This window comes from Vibrio nomapromontoriensis (assembly GCF_050337205.1).
In the GTDB taxonomy this organism is placed as follows: Bacteria; Pseudomonadota; Gammaproteobacteria; order Enterobacterales; family Vibrionaceae; genus Vibrio; species Vibrio nomapromontoriensis.
Map to the genome: position 1 here is coordinate 63,701 of NZ_JAKJSS010000010.1, position 19,204 is coordinate 82,904.

Annotated in this window: 10 protein-coding genes and 2 pseudogenes; 4 read left to right on the forward strand and 8 right to left on the reverse strand. The window is 44.9% G+C overall.

Going from position 1 to position 19,204, the window contains the following annotated elements; all coding sequences use genetic code 11:
* Position 1: 1 nt before the first annotated feature.
* Positions 2–4,477, forward strand: a complete 4,476-nt coding sequence (locus L4D05_RS13360; protein WP_428794325.1) for a beta strand repeat-containing protein — start codon at positions 2–4, stop codon at positions 4,475–4,477.
* A 113-nt stretch (positions 4,478–4,590) separates the two neighbouring features.
* On the opposite strand, the pseudogene fruA reads toward L4D05_RS13360, so the two are convergent.
* The 4 genes and pseudogenes from fruA to fruB form a co-directional block, all read right to left on the reverse strand.
* Positions 4,591–6,072: pseudogene (gene fruA / locus L4D05_RS13365) on the reverse strand (PTS fructose transporter subunit IIBC); the annotation flags it as partial.
* A pseudogene (locus L4D05_RS13370) lies at positions 6,048–6,342 on the reverse strand (PTS fructose transporter subunit IIB); the annotation flags it as partial. The pseudogenes fruA and L4D05_RS13370, both read right to left, overlap by 25 nt.
* A gap of 57 nt (positions 6,343–6,399) precedes the next feature.
* Positions 6,400–7,341, reverse strand: coding sequence for a 1-phosphofructokinase (gene pfkB / locus L4D05_RS13375; protein ID WP_428794460.1), 942 nt, complete (start codon positions 7,339–7,341; stop codon positions 6,400–6,402).
* 33 nt (positions 7,342–7,374) lie between these two features.
* Positions 7,375–8,508, reverse strand: coding sequence for a fused PTS fructose transporter subunit IIA/HPr protein (gene fruB / locus L4D05_RS13380; RefSeq protein ID WP_428794326.1), 1,134 nt, complete (start codon positions 8,506–8,508; stop codon positions 7,375–7,377).
* 244 nt (positions 8,509–8,752) lie between these two features.
* On the opposite strand from fruB, the gene cra reads away from it, so the two are divergent.
* Entirely contained in the window at positions 8,753–9,790 is a 1,038-nt protein-coding gene (gene cra / locus L4D05_RS13385; RefSeq protein ID WP_428794461.1) for a catabolite repressor/activator, read from the forward strand.
* A gap of 140 nt (positions 9,791–9,930) precedes the next feature.
* Here cra and L4D05_RS13390 read toward each other — a convergent pair whose 3' ends face one another.
* Positions 9,931–10,107: a hypothetical protein gene (locus L4D05_RS13390; protein WP_250616083.1), complete on the reverse strand. Its 177-nt coding sequence runs from the start codon at positions 10,105–10,107 to the stop codon at positions 9,931–9,933.
* A gap of 296 nt (positions 10,108–10,403) precedes the next feature.
* Here L4D05_RS13390 and L4D05_RS13395 point away from each other — a divergent pair, with 296 nt between their 5' ends.
* Positions 10,404–11,411 carry a LacI family DNA-binding transcriptional regulator gene (locus tag L4D05_RS13395; RefSeq protein WP_428752134.1) on the forward strand — a complete coding sequence of 336 codons (1,008 nt, stop codon included), beginning with the start codon at positions 10,404–10,406 and terminating at the stop codon, positions 11,409–11,411.
* Between the two features lie 355 nt (positions 11,412–11,766).
* The gene (locus L4D05_RS13400; RefSeq protein ID WP_428794327.1) at positions 11,767–14,352 is read left to right on the forward strand and encodes a glycoside hydrolase family 3 protein; all 2,586 of its coding nucleotides are present in this window, start codon (positions 11,767–11,769) and stop codon (positions 14,350–14,352) included.
* Between the two features lie 337 nt (positions 14,353–14,689).
* On the opposite strand, the gene L4D05_RS13405 is transcribed toward L4D05_RS13400, so the two are convergent.
* The 3 genes from L4D05_RS13405 to speA form a co-directional block, all read right to left on the reverse strand.
* Positions 14,690–15,727, reverse strand: coding sequence for an SGNH/GDSL hydrolase family protein (locus L4D05_RS13405; protein ID WP_428794328.1), 1,038 nt, complete (start codon positions 15,725–15,727; stop codon positions 14,690–14,692).
* A 366-nt stretch (positions 15,728–16,093) separates the two neighbouring features.
* Entirely contained in the window at positions 16,094–17,026 is a 933-nt protein-coding gene (gene speB, locus L4D05_RS13410) for an agmatinase (protein WP_428794329.1), read from the reverse strand.
* On the reverse strand, positions 17,027–18,937 hold the full coding sequence (speA, locus tag L4D05_RS13415; RefSeq protein ID WP_428794330.1) for an arginine decarboxylase: 1,911 nt from the start codon (positions 18,935–18,937) through the stop codon (positions 17,027–17,029).
* Positions 18,938–19,204 lie beyond the last annotated feature (267 nt).

The window sequence follows — 19,204 nt, forward strand, 5'->3', positions numbered from 1 at the left end:
AATGATATTAAAAAGTTTTAGGTACGGAAACTTAAAGCAGTCAGTTTACGTCGTATTGGTCGCTATTCTTATGTTAAACGGGTGCTTTGACACATCTGAAACGACCGATACGTCGGTCAAAAATGTGTCTCACTCCCAGCAAATTCCAATTAACATATCTAATCAAACGGATACGACGTCATTGTCCAGTTTAGAGTTATCATTTGTATTTGATGTTACCAATGCATCACCTGATTTTTCTGTACAAATACGCGATGTTGCTGGTCGTGATGTTGCTGGGTATGTTGATGGAGCCGCATATCAACAAAATGTGGTATTGGTTCCGGATGCTGGCATTGTGCCCATATCTTTGTCTGTTAACAATTTGACTATTGGGAATAGTACGAATGCAACGATGACGATTGTTGTAAGTGGAGATGATTTTTTTTCTAACTCCCAAGTCTATGATCTTTCAGATTCATCGTTATCTAACCAGCCGTGGATTGAGGTGGTTCCAAAGAAGAATAGTGACGACTTAGGTGCGGTATATATCGAACAGATCATCGCTATGTCAGGGAATACGACCAACTCTTTGGTCAATGTGGCCACGACTCCCAAGTCTGAAACGACGATAGGTGGTCAAATACTTGATGGTGCTACTGCCGCTTTAACGATCCCGGCGGGTACAAGTTTTTTAGATAAATCAGGAAATGCTTTTGTTCCCATTGGAGATGTTACGGTGTCATTAATGCTATTGTCTGCCGACCCAAATGGTATTGCAGATGAGAGCAATAATCCGTTATATCTATTTCCTGGAGGGCTTTCTCCTAAGGGGGTATTAGGCGATCTGCCTGATGATGTTACCTCTCCAGATAGCTTAACCTTTATATCAGCAGGCTTTGCCGCAATTGAGATTAGTGATGAAAGTGGTCAAAGGGTGTCGAGCTTTGATGGCGGACAAGTCACATTAACGTTTGATGTACCGAAAACGACAACGAACCCAAATACTGGCCTACCACTGTCTCTGCAGGACGGAGTAATACCTATCTGGAGCTACACCTCCTCGACGGGCAAGTGGCAATATGAGGGTAATGCAGCCATTTTACAAGAAAATGCAGAAACCTTTACCGTATCAAAGGCAATTACCCATTTGTCTTATTACAACTTGGATTGGTACGGTCAGGAAAAGTGTAAGTTGGAAGTGGATGTAGTTGATAAGGATGGCGTGGCAAATAACCAAAAACTGCGCTTGTCCTTTGCTAAATCAGGAGGCGGTTGGGCATATAAGCCAAGTGGATGGGGTGATAACCCAGAGAAACTCGATATCTATAATGTACCGGCATTTGCTGGTCACTTTGATCTTCTAGATAGTCAAGGAAACAGTCTGTTAGCCTCTATTGAGGTTGATGGGCAAGTTATTGAGGTGCAAAGTGGTGACGAAGGGTTAGATCTAGAGGACTTTTGTTTTGGTGTATCCAATAATGACACCAAGTCATTTAAAGCAACATTGAATATTGTTAATCCACCACGCTTTGATATAGATACAGAACTCAGCCTTGTTTGCCCTATCGACACGTCACGTTCGCAAGCTATTGATTCAGGTCGATATTATCTTTATTCAGGTTATTCTTATGAGTCTTCTGGCGAGGTGACTGGTAATACGATTAGTTTAACCAACCTTATCGAAAACAGTCTATATCGATTGTATTATTATGGTGGTGAAACATGGGGGCAGGTTGAGTTTACTGCGGTTGAGTCGATGACCGAGATTCAACTTATGTCGCTCAAATTATGTGAGAAAATTGATCAGGATATTAGTGCGCGCCTCATTTGTTTAGATGATCAACAAGATGTTGTGCGATTTAAGCCCGCCCCTGAAGCGTATTATTGGATGTACAATCGAGACTATTCTCAGTATTTGTGGGGACAAACGAATACTGACGGGCTAGCTCAAGAAGCGCGAGCAGTAGATACGATTGACTATGAGGGCTCAGCTTATATTCGCTATGAAAACCGCTATTACTGGGGTGAAAGGCGAACGGTGACAGCCAGCTCGACGCAAGCTATGGTTTTTGATATTCCCTTACCTTCGAGTAATGAGTTTTGTAGTGAAGCGCTTCCCATTGACTATGCGAAAACCAGTGTCGTTGCACAGACGTCAAGCGCCCGAGCTGATGGTGTAACCTCAATTACATTGACGGTTCAGGAGCGAGATCAGTTTAGTGTTGCTAGGGATACGAATACAGGGACACTTACGCTTTCTGCTGAGCCCTCTCAAGGTGTCTCTATCGCGAACATTCAATCTGTGGGTGACGGTACGTATACAGCAGACATTACTTCAGTGAATGCTCAAGCGGTGGTTATTTCGGGCGCTATCGATGGAAATGCCTTGGGAGGTACAGCGAGTGTGTTATTTACTCCAGTCGCTGATATTTCTTCTTCCTCGTTAAATGCGAACACACAGACGTTGCCTGCTAATGGCACCGATGTTGTCACTTTTACCGTGCAGCTTAAGGATCTTGATGGTAATAATTACCTTGAGTCCGAAGGTGATATTACGTTCATTATTCCTCAAAATGTCACGCAGGTATCTAGTGTTGATAATCAAGATGGAACGTATACCGGGACGTTTTCCAGCACAATCAGTGGAAGCTATTCAATAGGTGCAAGTATTGGCGGTGTTTCAATATCTAACTCAGTTGACATTACCTTTGAAGCGGATCTCGATGTGAGTCAGTCAACTGTAGCAGTGAGTAGTGCCACAGTTGCTGCTGATGGTACAACGGCCTCAGTGGTAACGGTGACGCTTAAGGACTACGCTGGTAATGCGTATGTGCCCGCATCTGGCAGTGTCTCCTTGAACCTATCAGGTACAGCGGTGAGCTCAGCGGTTCAGTCTCAAGGTGGAGGGGTGTATACCAGTAGCTTAACCTCAACATCAGGTGGAGCTGTGACGGTGACCGGGCAATTAGGTTCAACGTCATTAGGCTCGCAAGTTGTAACCTTTGTTGCCGATCTTGATGTGAGTCAGTCAACTGTGGTGGTGAGTAGTGCCACAGTTGCTGCTGATGGTACAACGGCCTCAGTGGTAACGGTGACGCTTAAGGACTACGCTGGTAATGCGTATGTGCCTTCATCAGACAGTGTCTCCTTGAGCCTATCAGGTACAGCGGTGAGCTCAGCGGTTCAGTCTCAAGTAGGAGGGGTGTATACCAGTAACTTAACCTCAATATCAGGTGGAGCTGTGACGGTGACTGGGTTACTAGGTTCAACGTCATTAGGCTCGCAAGTTGTAACTTTTGTTGCCGATCTCGATGTGAGCCAGTCAACGGTGGCAGTGAGTAGTGCCACTGTTTCTGCTGATGGTACAACGGCCTCAGTGGTAACGGTGACGCTTAAGGACTACGCTGGTAATGCGTATGTGCCTTCATCAGGCAGTGTATCCTTGAGCCTATCAGGTACAGCGGTGAGCTCAGCGGTTCAGTCTCAAGGTGGAGGGGTGTATACCAGTAACTTAACCTCAACAACGGGTGGAGCGGTGACGGTAACCGGGCTATTAGGGTCAACGTCGTTAGGCTCGCAAATTGTGACGTTTACTTCTGCGTTTAGCTTGTCTAATTCAACATTTACTTTGAGTTCGAATAGTGTAGATGCAGATGGTACATCAACCACAGTGGCAACAATCGTGTTACGTGACTATGCAAACGCGTTGTTTGTACCAAGTTCTGCAACGGTTGCTCTTGCATATTCTGGAAGTGCGACCGTTCCGGCGACGAGCCATGATGGTAACGGCACCTTCACAAGCAGTATCAGTTCTAGTACTGCAGGAACGGTAAATGTGACTGCATCGTTTGAATCACAAAACATCGCGACGTTGGGTATCACCTTCGTTGCCGTTGGGCCAAGCGCATCAAATTCGACGGTTAGCGTCGCAAGTGATTCAATGAAAACGGGTACATCCACAACAGTGACCGTTACGCTTAAACAAGCGGATGGTCAAGATTATGGTCAGAGTGGCGGGTCCTTGACTTTAAGCTCAGCACCAAGTGGATTGGCGTTCTCGAATGAGACTGATAATGGTGATGGAACCTATACCGCAACTGTCACGGGGAGTACCGCGGGAAGCTATACTATTACAGCGTTAGTTGATTCACTTTCAATCACTAATACCGCAGCTGTTAGCTTTACCGAAGTCGACAGTGCAGCAACCTCATTATCGAGTAACTCGATCAGTCAAGATGAAGGTCAAACATCAAATCTGACATTAACATTGAGGCAGTCTGATAACTCAGTTGTAGGGCATGGAGGCCACACGGTAACTGTCGATGGGTTAGTCGTTCAGTTTGGTCTTGTTAGTATGGTGTCTAGCGATATTGGGGACGGTACCTACAGTCTGGCTGTGACGTGTGACAATGGCTTCAATGGGGAGCAAAGCTTCGATGTGCTAGTAGACGGTGTAACGGTTGATAGTGTCGCCATTACATGTAATAGCATATAGGTTTGAAACATAAGCCTTAGCAATGGACTTATTTGGAAAGTATAAATAGTAAAAAGGCGCTGCAAATGCAGCGCCTTTTCTATCTAGGGTGTTAATAACTGGAGCGAAGCTAATTAAGCGTTAGCGACTTGCGGCGTTTCTGCGCGGCGCTTCAAGAACGCGTAGGTAAAGCCTGTTACCGCCGTACCAGCGGCGATAGCAACTAAATACATCAGTACAGGAGAAATTGCACCAGGAATAAGTAGTACGAACAGACCACCGTGTGGTGCCATCAGTTTTGCGCCTACTAGCATAGATAGTGCACCCGTTAGCGCGCCACCAGCCATACATGATGGGATAACACGCATTGGATCTTTTGCTGCAAATGGAATCGCGCCTTCAGAAATAAAGCACATACCTAGCACGAAAGACGCTTTGCCTGCTTCGCGTTCACCAGCCTCAAATTTATCTTTTGCAAGGAAAGTCGCAAGACCCATACCCAGTGCCGGAACCATACCCGCAGCCATGATAGCAGCCATTGGAGCATAAGTTTGAGAAGCCAATAGACCAACACCAAACGTATATGCCGCTTTGTTGACTGGACCACCGAGGTCGAAACACATCATACAGCCCAAAATAACACCTAGCAGAACTGCATTCGCAGACCCCATATTATTTAGGAAATCCGTCATTGCAGACATAATGCCTGCCACAGGGCCGCCCACGATGTATACCATTACAAGACCAGTAAACAAGCTGGCAATAAACGGAATGATCAAAATTGGTTTGAGCGCTTCCATTGATTGTGGCAACTGGACTTTATCGGCAATAAGCTTGGCTGAATAACCCGCTAGGAAACCCGCCACGATACCACCTAAGAAGCCAGCACCAGTCGAGCTTGCCAGCATGCCGCCAATTAGACCGGGTGCAAGACCTGGACGGTCAGCAATGGAAAAGGCAATGAAACCAGCAAGAACAGGAATCATTAGTGCAAACGCACTGCCACCACCTATGGTCATAAGCGCTGCTGGCAACGTGCCTTCTTCTTTAAATGCTTCAATACCAAATACGAACGAAAGAGCGATAATCAAACCACCAGCAACCACGACAGGAAGCATGTGTGATACACCGGTCATTAGGTGCTTATAAACGCCTTTTTTCTCTTCTGTTGCTGGTGTTTGGTTGTTTCGACCTGCGTGAGCATAAGGAGTGGCTTCAGAAAATGCCTTGTTGATCTCTTGTTCGGTTTTTTTCAATGCAAGACCTGTGCTGGTCTTGTACATGTTTTTACCGTTAAAACGATCCAGAGGAACTTCGATGTCGGCTGCGATGATAACAAGATCAGCATCGGCGATATCTTGATCGCTAAGTTGATTTTTAGCGCCCACTGAACCGCGAGTTTCCACTTTAATCTGATGACCAAGGCGTTTCGCTTCGTTTTCCAGTGCTTCTGCTGCCATAAAAGTATGCGCGACACCAGTCGGGCACGCTGTGATAGCGACAATTTTTTTCGTGGTAGACGGACTGTCGTTATTCACAGATTCGTTAGACGAGATGGTGAGTACAGCTTCTTGGCTTAATGTTTGAGCATCACTGATCGCTTTGCTTAAAAACGCTTTAGGGTCACTCGTGCACTCAGAAATACTGGCTTGATAAACACGTTTACCAATTAGACGCTGTGTATCGACGGGCGCGTTTGCTGCAATGATAATAGCGTCAGACTCTGCGATTTGTGCCTCAGTTAATACTTGAGTCTCAACAACACTAGAGTGGCATTCAACGCGGGCATCATGGCCGAGTGCCTTGGCTGCCTGATCAAGTAATCCGGCGGCGATAATGCTGTTTGCTACCCCGCTAGGGCAGGCGGTAATAATTGAAATTTTCATAGATTCGACCTTTATGTCCATTTTGTCGTGTTAAATCAGAGTCATCGATACGGATGCTTAACGATTTAGCGCTTGTGACTGTATTTGTTTTTGTAGGGATACAACGTCTTCTTTACTTGGCACGCCAACGCCAACCTGACCAACGGCCAAAGCGGAAAGTGCAGTAGCAAAAGAGAGTAATTCTAGTTTTGGCATTGATTGCATGTGGCCCCAACACAGACCTGCGACTAAGGTATCACCAGCCCCCACAGTGCTAACGACATGCATTTTAGGCGGTTTTGCTTGAAGCCACTGGCTATCATGTAACCATAGAACGCCTTCGGCACCCATGGAGACAACAATGTTATCTATGCCTTTATCAGAAAGCGTTTCTGCCGCTTCCAAACATTGTTCTTGAGTGCCGAGTTCACGCCCAACGAATTGGGAAAGCTCCTCATCATTTGGTTTTATTAACCATGGCTTCGCATCTAAACCTTGGGTTAGCGCATCGCGGCTGCTATCAAACAGAACGCGTTTGCCATTACTTTGTAGTTTTTCAATCCATTGCGCACACTGCTTGGCGCTAATACCGCGTGGTAAGCTACCGGCAAAGACGAAGTAGTCATGGCTATGCATGAGTTTTTTGAGTGTTGCCTCAAACTGAGTGATGGCTTGCGCGTCAACCTCAACACCCGGGAAATTAATGTCACTGACTTCGCCACTATTTTCAACCAGCTTGACGTTGATACGCGTCGAGCCAGAAACTCGAATGAATTCGTCTTTAGCGTTTAACTCAGTAAAGAGTTGGCAAAAAAGCTCTTGATTATCGGTTCCTAGAAAGCCCGTTACCGTCACCTCTGCGCCTAAGTCGGATAATACTTTAGCAACGTTAACGCCCTTGCCGGCCGCATGCAGTGAACCCGCATTGACTAAGCTCACCGAACCTTGATTGAGCTTATCTAAGCTGCCGGTAAGATCCAAAGCAGGATTGAGGGTAATAGTGACGACTTTATTCGTCACGGATGCATTTAATTGAGTCGTCATCATCAATCCTTACCCTTCACCAAGACCAGAAGCGATAGCTTTACCAATGGCGTCTAGCGCTTGCTCGGCATCGACGCCATCGGCGCTAAATTGCAATTCATGACCGTGTTTCACGCCAAGAGCAATGACTTTCATTAGGCTCTTCGCGTTAACCGCCTTGCCTTCGCCGTTTAGGTTAGATACTTGAATGGTGGCTTCAAATTTTTTCGCTTCAGCCACCAGCATGGCGCCAGGACGAGCATGCAGGCCATGAGCGTTTTTGATTTTGAATACAGCAACATTGCCACTGTCATTTACAACGACCGGGGCTTGCTCACCAGTGAAGAAAGCGAGCAGTTGTTCGGTAGAAAGTGACAGCAGTTTGCTTTGCTCTTGCTTAAACACAAGGTCAGTAACTTTATTGAGCATTGCTTCGTGAGCGTTGTTACATGCAGCGAATGCAATAAGCGCTTGTACAGGTGTACCGTCAAGCTCGCACTGGTTAATGGTTGAGACAAAGGCCATTCCCGTACGAGTGACGGCTTTGTCGCTGCTGACTAGCCATAGCCCTTTGCCGAGATGAGTGGGGGACTTTGTCACAAGATCTGCAACGAACTCGGCGCCAGTACCACCTGTGTTTTTAAGTAAACCACCCGCGACAGCCGCCATTTGGAGCATGTCACTTGCTGGGAAGTTGAGTTGAATCAAAGAGGCATCGAAATCGGCTTCAAGTTGAACGTCACCATTCAACAGCGCAATGATTTCTTGTTCTGTTTTCGCTTGCTTAAGTTTTTTCTCAACGCCATCAGCAGAAAGCACTTTGGTTAGTTGTTTTAAAATACCTAAGTGTTCGTCTGATTTAGCGGCGATACCTATCGCGACGTAAGCGATATTACCGTTACCCCAGTCGACACCATTCGGAAAGTGATGAATCGCCACGCCGGTGGTTTGAACAAGATCACGGGTATCGGTAGTGCCGTGAGGAATCGCGATACCATTGCCTAGAAACGTTGAGTTTTGGCCTTCGCGATTAAGCATGCCGTCGACATAACCTTCTTGAACCAGCCCTTTTGCAGTCAGGTCTGCTGCGATCACTTTAATGGCGCTGAGTTTGTCGTCTGACGATTGATTAAGTTTAATGTTGTCGCTGTTTAATTGAAGCATGTTAGCTTACCCACGTTATTCTTGTTTTGAACCGACCAAGTTAATCACTACGTGAAACTGAATCGATTCAGCAAAATTTTAAAAAAATTCAGCAAACCATTTTTTGTGTATTGGCTTTGCTGTAGCGAGGTCCTATAGGTGATCTATCACTATAAATATAGGCCAGTTTTCAAAAGTGTGAACTTTGCTGAATCCTTTCAGCTTTTATACTGAACCGATTCAGCATATAATTCAACTTGTCAGTATGGTTGGAATTCATTTATATGATCCATCGCACAGAAAGGATCGAGATATGACTTTGGATGAAATAGCAAAGCTTGCTGGGGTGTCAAAGACCACGGCGAGTTATGTGATTAACGGTAAAGCACAGAAATATCGAATTTCTGAAAAAACCCAAAAAAAAGTGATGGCGGTGGTCGACGCTCACAATTATCGCCCCGATCACGCAGCATCGTCGCTGCGGGCAGGGCATAGCCGCTCGTTTGGTCTTATTATTCCGGATCTGGAAAACTCCAGTTATGCTCGGATAGCCAAGCTCCTTGAACAAAACTCTCGTAAGGCGGGATTTCAAATTTTAATCGGCTGCTCTGATGACGATCCGGAAACAGAAAAGCGCGTAGCAGAGGCATTGATCTCGAGACGTATTGATGCGCTATTTGTCGCCAGTGCGATTACGGATGCCAGCGATTACTACCTTCCTATCCAACAAAGAGGGACGCCAGTTATCGCGATAGACCGCTCGTTGGATGATGAGCATTTTAGCTGTGTGATCAGTGAGGATTTTGGTGCGGCATTTAATTTGACGTCTTCGGTATTAGATGAAGAGACCAAGAGTATTGGTTTGATTGGGGCCTTGCCTTCGCTCAATATCTCACGCGAGCGGCAACTCGGCTTTGAGGCCGCAGCAAAGTTAGTCACAACGCAGTCTATGGTGGTTTATGGTGAGCACTTTAACCGAGAGGAGGGTAAACGCTTATTAGAGCTGTGGCTTGATACCGACCAGTTACCAGACTCCATTGTGACGATGTCGTATACCTTGTTAGAAGGTGTCTTAGACGTTTTCTTAGAAAAGCCTGAACTGATGGGAAAAGTGAAGCTAGCAACCTTTGGTGATAACAGACTGTTGGACTTCCTTCCCTTTAAGGTTAATTCATCCCCTCAACAATTTGACCTCATTTGCGATAGTGCGATGGAATTAGCGTTAAACGCCGCGGCTAAACGATACAACCCTGGCATTGAATTGATTCCAAGAAATATGACCATTCGCCACACTGAGGATTAGTTGCGATTCTTTAAACTCGACTCATGTATTTAGCAGGATGCAGCTAAGAAGACGAAGAGATGTGGTAGAGAGGATGGAGCTGTAAAGCGTAGCGGTGTGATTAACCGCTACGTTGTTTTCAATCAATGACTTTTCATCAATTACTGTTGAGCGCAGTTAATGTCACCTAAAGCGGTACAAATTTCTTTTTCGTGTTGCGCATCAGCTTCCATTTTGTTGCCAATTTCTTGGTTATTTCGATTTTCATTGGGTGCTGCACATCCCGCTAAAATAGCTGCTAACCCTAATGCACATACCACTGCGAATTTAGAACGCATAACGAACTCCTTGTTAATTATTTTTACATAAACTTATCATCTTTGTTTAGGTGGTTATAGTGATTAATTATATAGAAGCTGCGATTGCTCATTAATTGGCTGAATTCTAGGGTAGATATCACAAGGTGGCAGAATTTTCACACAACAACGATACCAGCCGATAAGGTAAAATTGTTTAACCTTGCGCTATTTTTCATGTTGGCTTGCTCTCTAATTTAACGTTTCCCTTTTCCTATTGGTAAAGAATTCGCTATGTTGTGACGTAACTGAGAATAATATGAGAATCCACAACCTCCATGTCAGCTCAAAAAGCCACCATTTATGATGTTGCCAAACGCGCTGGCGTATCGGCAAGCACCGTTTCACGTTATTTAAATCGCACAACATTCATCGCTAAACAAAAAGTAGATGCAATTGAGTTGGCTATATTTGAAACGGGTTTCAAGCATAAACCTCGTAAAGATGAGTCAGATACGAAAAGGAATATGACGATAGGAGTGATTGCTCCGTCGTTTGATGCACCTTATGTCAGCCGAATTCTATGTGGCATGGATGAACAAATGCATAGCCACAGTTATGATCTTATTATCGAGACGACTAATTGGGATATCGCTAGGGAACGCAATGAGCTTAACGATTTGGTTCATCGTCCAGTCGACGGTGTGATCATTATTGGTGGTGAGTTGGCCGAGAGTGAAATTGCCCATATCACCGGAGACATGCCAGCACTCTTGATGTGCCGCAATGGTTCGGGATTATTGCCTATGATTAATGTTGATAATGAAATTGGCGCGTATCTCGCTACGAATCATTTGTTACAACTCGGGCATACTCAAATATTTCATGCCATGGGAGCGAGAGGAAACATCGAAACAGAGCAGCGATTGGCAGGATTTAAAAGAGCAATGACTGCAGCCGGACTACCGAGCGGTGAGCCTACTTGGATTTCGGCTAACTTTGAAGCAGATGAAGCGTGTCAGAGAACAATGGAAAAAATTGAATCAGGCGCCGAGTTTACAGCGGTGTTTGCGGCGAATGACTTGTCGGCGTTTGGTGTCATTCAAGCCTTGCATAGAAAGGGGTTACGTGTGCCCGACGATGTGTCAGTTGTGGGCTTTGATGATCTGCCAATTGGGGAGTTCTATATCCCCAGGTTGTCGACCATGCGTCAACCTTTTGCGCAGATGGGGGAGATTGCCATTCGAACTATATTGGATCTCATCAGTGGTAATGAGCCGGATTATGATATTCCGCCAGTGTCTATTGTGGTCAGAGATAGCACCAGTCATATTGCGCTTCGTTGAACGTACGCCAAGCTTATTTTCTTGTGGAAGCTGGCGCGTAAATGTTAACCGTATGAAAGTGCTTTTTAAAGGTTTGATGGTGAGTTTCACGGTAACTTATTGTTAATAAATGAGATAATGCTAGGTCTCTATATAAGTTTCATGATGCCTGACGGTATTGTGGATTGTTTCCGAGTTTTGTTACCTGCCCTTAGAGGGGATTATTCCTTGTGACTTAGGTCACGAATGAGTCGCTCGTTCGCTTATATCATCGCTGAAAGTTATGAATTCAGTACTTAGTCATCTCTAACGCCTCTGCGAGAGTGGGTACTGACGTCTTATTCCTACCTCTGTAGCAAACCTTTAGGATATTCCGATGACAACAATCACGCCTTATTTTCCAGAATGGCCTCGCATCAACTCTTCGATTAAAAAAGATCCTGCCGTTGAGCAGGAAGTTGCTCGTATTGTTGCTTTGATGACGGTAGAAGAAAAGCTTGGCCAGATGATACAGCCTGATCTAAGGGGCGTCACACCTGAAGAAGCAAAACAGTATAAGCTTGGCTCTATCTTAAACGGTGGTGGCGCGTGGCCGAATGAGAACAAGCGCTCGCTAGCACAACATTGGGCAGATAAAGCCGATGAGTTTTGGCATGCAACCGAAGAAGCCTTCGCAGATCGGCCATTTCGTATTCCGTTTATGTGGGCAACAGATGCCGTGCACGGTCATAATAATGTGTATAGCGCGACGGTGTTTCCCCACAATATTGGGCTTGGAGCGGCGCGAGATCCTGAACTCATTCGTCGAATCGGAAAAATTACCGCGTTGGAAGTCGCAGCGACGGGCTTAGACTGGACATTTGCACCGACGGTCGCGACACCGCGAGATCTTCGTTGGGGGAGGGTGTATGAAGGGTATTCTGAAGATCCCGAGATCACTTACGCTTACGCGTCGCAAATGGTGATTGGTTTGCAAGGTGACCAGAATGAGCTGAAAAGTGAGTATAAAGTCATTTCCAATGTTAAACACTGGGTAGGGGACGGTGGAACTCTGACTGGCGTTGATCGTGGGGTGAATGCCTATTGCGAAGATCAGTTACGTAATATCCATGCCATGGGCTATTTCAGTGGCTTAGAGGCAGGGGCGCAGGTGGTTATGTCGTCGTTTAATACTTGGGAAAATCCCGCCAACTATGATCATTCGCCACAGAGTGATATCACCGGTGAGGGCAACGGATACAACTATAAGATCCATGGCAGTAAGTATCTTTTAAACGATGTACTCAAAGACAAAATGGGCTTTGATGGGTTGATTGTGACCGACTGGCATGGTCATGCTGAAATTAACAAATGCACCGATGGTAATGCCACTTATGCTATCAATGCTGGTAATGACATTTTAATGGTACCAGTTCATGAACACTGGATTGAAGTATATCGCACTGCGTTAGCGGATATTCACTCTGGTGTTATCCCAATCGCACGTATTGATGACGCAGTAACGCGAATTCTGCGCGTAAAAATGAGAGCGGGATTATGGACAAAGCCTGCACCCACTCAGCGAGTTCTTGCTGGTAATCAAAGTTTGTTGGGTGCACAGGCACACCGTGAGGTTGCTCGTGAAGCGGTACGAAAATCGTTAGTGTTATTAAAAAACAACAATCAAATACTGCCGCTGAGCAAGAATCAGAAAGTACTAGTAACAGGCAGTGCCGCCGATGATCTTCAAAAACAATCGGGTGGCTGGAATCTGACTTGGCAAGGTGACGAAAATACATTGGAGGACTTTCCCGGTGCGACGACACTGAAAATGGCGTTAGTGGCTGAACTTGGAGAGAGCAATGTTAATTTTGACCCAGAGCTGAAAGAAGATGTGCAGCCGGGTGATGTCGCGATTGTGGTTATTGGCGAAGATCCCTATGCGGAAATGATGGGCGATATTAAAACCTGGCAAACGCTAGAATTTTCCCAGTTGAAGCGCAGTTATCGTAGAGATGTTGAGAAAATACATCGTTTGCATGCGGCGGGAGCCAAGATCATTACCGTGTTTTACAGTGGTCGTCCTTTATATCTTAATGAAGAAATCGCCATGTCTGACGCATTTGTTGCCGCTTGGCTTCCGGGCAGTGAAGGTGAGGGCATTACCGATGTATTAGTGGGAGATGAAGAGAAACGCCCACGTTATGACTTCCAAGGCAAGCTGTCTTATAGCTGGCCGAATAAAAAGCTGAGTGCGACCGTGAATCGTATCCCTCAGCACATTCCTAATTACCAAGTTTCACAGTATGAACAAGATCCTAATGGGGAGCATGCTCCGCTGTTTGAGTATGGATACGGATTGAATTATTCCTCGCGATTGCAGCAGCGCGATCTGGATCAGCTTGATCGCGATGACAGCGACCATTTCATTGAGGGAAATGTGCGTCCGGCAATAGAGCTGTATGGTGTTCGTTCAACGATTGGTGATTTTCAGTTACTTGTCGCCCAAGCGCAAGGTGGAAACCGAGTTGAAGTGTCTCGGAATAACGCAATGAACTTTGTATCGATTGAGACTAAACCCTATAACTATCAACAGCAGCAAGACGCGGTGAGTTTGGTATTTAAAGAGGCTGGCGCGTCGGTATGCATTGCAACAACGGATGGGGATACGGAAGACTTTAGCTGCTTTGCGCATCCAAAAGGCGGTTTGAGTTTTGAGGTTAAGGTGACCGAGTGTCCAACAGGTAGCGTGTATGTAGCAGTGCAAGATCGACAAGAACAAAGCTTAGCTGCGAGTGTTGTGAAAATTGATATTACGGAGCAACTGCAAACGGTTGATGAGTTTGTGACCGTCACAGTTTCAAGCGAAGAGTTCACTAACAACGGGGTGGATTTAAGCCAACTTGATACGCCATTTGTGTTGTTAACAGACGCTAGACTAGCGATGGTATTAGCGAATATTCGTTGGTGGGACGCCCCTTAGCTCATGACTTTATGAACGATTTCTTAGCTATCTAGGTGGGAGTATTTCATAGCTTGCTTCTTCAATTAGGGATTTGGTCGGTTGTTGTCGGCTGGTGGAGGCAGCAAGTGCAGTGTTTAATGACGATAAAAAGCGTAGCTATGGTTAATAGCTACGCCTCAAACTCTCAATTATTCGATTCTTCTTGTGGATGCTGTTGATCTGTTATGCTTTTTTTCGTCTCCCTTTACAGAAATTTGCTTGGCTACTTTGTTTCTGCATATCAGAATAAAATCGCTGTCGAGTCAAATTCCAAGTGATATGTTGTTGTAGGCTTGTCATGACTTTTCGCACACTGTTATTTAGCCTTTGATTCAAGCATCGCTAAAATTTTATCGGCAACGATCATATTTGCCGCTGTTGTGGGGTGAAGTTCATCGAAGTATAGATACTCAGAGGTGACAAGGCATTCACTTGTTGGTTGGCCTACAGGTGACGTGCTAAGAAGATAGTTACACGCATGTGTAGTGTCGGTGAAACTATAGCTTTCAATATCTTGGTTGACGGTATCGACGATACTCATAAGATCTACATAATGAATATTGGCACTCGGATAGTCATTTTCTAGTTGTTCTATTGAACTGTTGATTGCGCCTTGATAGAACTTAGATAAGTTACCGACCACTCTAGGGATAGCCATTGCACTTAATTGTTCCCAAAAGTTATTTGCATTATATATTAGTTGGTCAGTGATTAACGTATTTTCAGGTGTCATTGAAATATTAGGCACACCAAGAACAACAATGTCTTTAGCGCCTGACTTTAATAATAGTTCTAAGCTATTACTTGCTGATACCGCTGAATTATATGTATATGTGTATGCTGATAACTTTCTGCTAAAGAATGGTTGGTTACCGTCCTTGGAGGTGATGAGATCTCTTGCACTTCTTACATCATTGCCGCCAATTGACATAAAATACAATGCGTCTTTATCTGCTGAACTTTGAGTATGTTGTAGGTAGGCATTGATCTGAGTAGGAAGGTTGATGTCTGGTGTGAGCGGAGAGCCGTCATCATCTAGAGACTTGGCACCAGCAACAGCAAAATTATTGCCAGTGATGTTGCTAACTAGGTGAAGAGACGGGAGCAAAGGTTGTTGGTCAACATCGATATCAAGTACTTTGCTGGCGACATATTCCGCAATAAGTGGACCGTTAGAAAACCTAGGGCCATAAGTTTGCCCTTCAGCAGGTCCGCCAGGAAAATTCATTAAATGTAGGTTGCCAACATCCGATAGGCTGTCGCCAAACACAACCACTTCATTATATGAGGTGGCAGCGTAGGCATTGAATGTAAGGGCGGTGATAGTTGATGCGATTAGGTATTTAATATCCATATAATAAACCTATGTGTAATTATTGATTAATAGGTATCTGTATAACCTGGTGTTTTACATTCCTATTGTGTATTTTTATGATAATTAACTTGTCATGGTTAATTGTATTTAATCCATTCAATTATTTGTTTTTGGTGCAAATAATTCGGTCTAAATATTATATATAAATATTATGTAGGGCGTTTGTATAATATAACGGTATGTGAATGTAATTACATTTAAAGGAGCTAAGGTCTCACAATTAATGAAACTGATAATAATGTGATTTACTTGATGGGCACAGCTAAGTGCAAAAGCGGATCATAGCGATCCGCTTTTAGGGTTTGATTTTTAATGAGATGAAACGACATCAGGTCTAGGTATTATCTAAACACCTAACGCGTTAGGCTTCGACGCCAATACATACAATAATTCAAGAGCAATGGTTGCGCCTGCCAATGCGGTAAGATCGCTTTGGTCATACGGAGGCGATACTTCAACCACATCCATACCAACCACGTTCATACCTGCCAAACCACGGATGATTTTTAGTACTTTATCAGAGTTAAGACCGCCACAAACCGGGGTACCGGTACCTGGAGCAAACGCTGGATCTAAGCAGTCGATATCAAATGTAATATAGACAGGTTTATCGCCTGTTGTTGCTTTGATTTGAGCAACAATTTCGTCGACACTCATATCATTGGCTTGCATAGCATTAATGACATTAAAGCCATGATCGTCGTAGTCATATTCGGTGCGAATACCGACTTGCACCGAGTGCTTTGCAGAAATCAGCCCTTCTTTGGGCGCATGATAAAACATCGTCCCATGATCGTAGCTACTGCCATTCGCATAGGTATCCGTGTGAGCATCAAAATGCACTAATGCCATCTCACCGTGATGTTTTGCGTAGGCGCGCAAAATTGGCAGCGTAATAAAGTGATCACCGCCAAGTGCGAGCATGGTTTTACCATTTTTTAAAATGTCGCTTGTCGCGGCTTCTAAACGATAAGTAAAATCTTCAGCGTCCCCACAATCAAAAACCAGATCACCTGAGTCGATGACTTTGAGTTTATCAAATACGTTGAATGTCCAAGGGAATTTTTTGCCTTCCCACGCAAGATTGACAGACGCACGACGGATAGCATCTGGGCCTAAACGCGCACCCGGACGGCCAGAGGTCGCCATGTCTAGCGGTACACCTAGAACCACAACATCGGCGTCGGTTCCAATCGGGTTTCTCACGTAAGGACGGCGGACAAATGTCATCGCATTCGAATACAGAGAATAATCAGTTTTTGTAAACAAATCATTCATTTATAAATCCTCTAGATAGGTATAACCGGTTAGGCCATACTCTAACTCTTCTAAAATAAGTGCTTGCTCGTCAGCATTAATATGACGCTCAACCAGTTCTCTATAGTTACTACGAATTGCATCAACGTCAATGTGAACATAGCGCATCATGTCTTCAACCGTATCACCAAGGTCAATGGTTGCAAAATCAATATCGCCATTATCAGTGACGTTAACCACCGCGCTGTGAGTGTCACCAAATAAATTGTGCATATCGCCCAATATTTCTTGGTAAGCGCCGACAAGGAAGAAGCCCATTAAATAGGGTTGATCCTTGTTCCATGCAGGAACCGGTAATGTGGATTCAATACCTTGCCCATCTACATACTGCTCAATGGTACCGTCTGAATCACAAGTAATATCAAGCATAATGGCTCGAGTTTGGTCTTCTCTGTCTAATCCAGATAATGGAAGAACAGGGAAGACTTGCTCAATACCCCATGCATCGGGTAATGATTGAAACAGCGAGAAATTCACAAAGAACTTATCGGCTAATCGCTCGTTCAATTCGTCAAGAATTGGACGGTGGAAACGGTTTTTGTTGTCCATCTGACGATGCAATTCGCCATAAATGGTTAAGCTCAATTGCTCTACCCATGCTCTTTGGTGCAAATCCACCACACCTGTTGCGAACAGGGTTTGAGCTTCTGATAGATCGCTTTGCGTATCGTTATAAATTTCGATTAACGCACGAGCATCGGTTCCCGATTTTAGGTTTTGCCAGTTCTGCCACATGTTTTGCAGTAAAATCGGCGCTTCCTCAGACGGCGCTTCCACTTGCTCGCTGGCATAGCTTTCAGTACCAATAACATTGGTGATAAGCACAGCGTGATGCGCGGTTAATGAACGGCCAGATTCTGAAATGATCACTGGCGCTTTTTCGTCATACAGCGCACAGACGTCACCTACCGTGCTAACAATGTTACGAGCATATTCAGCCAGCCCGTAGTTCATAGAGCTGCTTGATTGGCTACGAGTACCATCGTAATCAACCGCTAAGCCACCCCCAACATCAAAGTAGGCAATCGGCACAGACATTTTACGCAACTCGCAGTAAAAGCGAGCCGATTCGTTCACACCATTACGTACGTCACGAATATTCGCCATTTGCGAGCCCAAGTGGAAATGCACAAGTTGCAGCATATCCAATTGATCTTCTTGCTTTAGGCGCTCAACGACTTGTAGCACTTGCGAAGCGGACAAACCAAATTTAGATTTATCACCGCCACTTGATTGCCATTTTCCTGCACCTTGAGACGCTAAGCGAATACGTAAGCCAATGCGTGGCTTAACATTGAGGCTACGAGCCTCTCTTAATACCGTATCAAGCTCTGACAGCTTTTCTAACACGATAAAGACTTTGTGCCCTAGCTTCTCACCAATGAGTGCCAAACGAATGTACTCACGGTCTTTATAGCCGTTACAGACGATGACAGAGCTTGCACGTTGCGCCATTGCAAGCACGGCAAGTAGTTCGGGTTTGCTGCCGGCTTCTAGGCCGAGCTGCTTAGTTTCTGCTTCAGCTTGGCTTGCTAGGATTTGCTCAACCACATCTTTTTGTTGGTTTACTTTAATTGGGTAAACCAGCAAGTAATCATTTTGATAACCGTAATCATTAATTGCTTGGTTAAAAGCGTCACAGATACCGTGGACACGTTGGTGAATAATTTGCGGAAAGCGCACCAACGCCGGAAGTGTGAGACCTTTATCTTCCAAAGCCTGAGCGATACGAGTTAAGGGAATATGATGTTGAGCATCTTGACGTGGTGAGACGTAAACGTCGCCATCATCATTGATACCGAAGAAGTTTTGGCTCCAATGTTGCACATTGTAGTTAGCACGAACATGGTCAAGTTTGGAAGTGTTAGTCACGGCTTATATTACCAAAGCAATAGGTTTTACTAATCTTTCTCGATTGGATAATGAATATTAGCGTTAACCTGAAAAATTACACCCCGTGATTGTCGTCCTTGATGGTCACGAAACACCTCTTAGCAGGGCAAAGTTGTGGAGAAAACGCCCTCTAGAGTCGGACGCATTAACGGATAAAAAGGCGCCTGAGTCTAATGAAAGATTTTTATCGATTCGATAGAGAATTATTGTCGTGAGAGGGGGCTGGTATGTCCTTGATTATGCGTT

Bases quoted from the DNA above. Each gene is read 5' to 3' on its own strand.
- L4D05_RS13400 (WP_428794327.1), top strand. From the start codon at position 11,767: ATGACAACAATCACGCCTTATTTTCCAGAATGGCCTCGCATCAACTCT.
- L4D05_RS13405 (WP_428794328.1), bottom strand. From the start codon at position 15,727: ATGGATATTAAATACCTAATCGCATCAACTATCACCGCCCTTACATTC.
- fruB (WP_428794326.1), bottom strand. From the start codon at position 8,508: ATGCTTCAATTAAACAGCGACAACATTAAACTTAATCAATCGTCAGAC.
- L4D05_RS13395 (WP_428752134.1), top strand. From the start codon at position 10,404: ATGTCAGCTCAAAAAGCCACCATTTATGATGTTGCCAAACGCGCTGGC.
- L4D05_RS13390 (WP_250616083.1), bottom strand. From the start codon at position 10,107: ATGCGTTCTAAATTCGCAGTGGTATGTGCATTAGGGTTAGCAGCTATT.
- speB (WP_428794329.1), bottom strand. From the start codon at position 17,026: ATGAATGATTTGTTTACAAAAACTGATTATTCTCTGTATTCGAATGCG.
- cra (WP_428794461.1), top strand. From the start codon at position 8,753: ATGGTTGGAATTCATTTATATGATCCATCGCACAGAAAGGATCGAGAT.
- L4D05_RS13360 (WP_428794325.1), top strand. From the start codon at position 2: ATGATATTAAAAAGTTTTAGGTACGGAAACTTAAAGCAGTCAGTTTAC.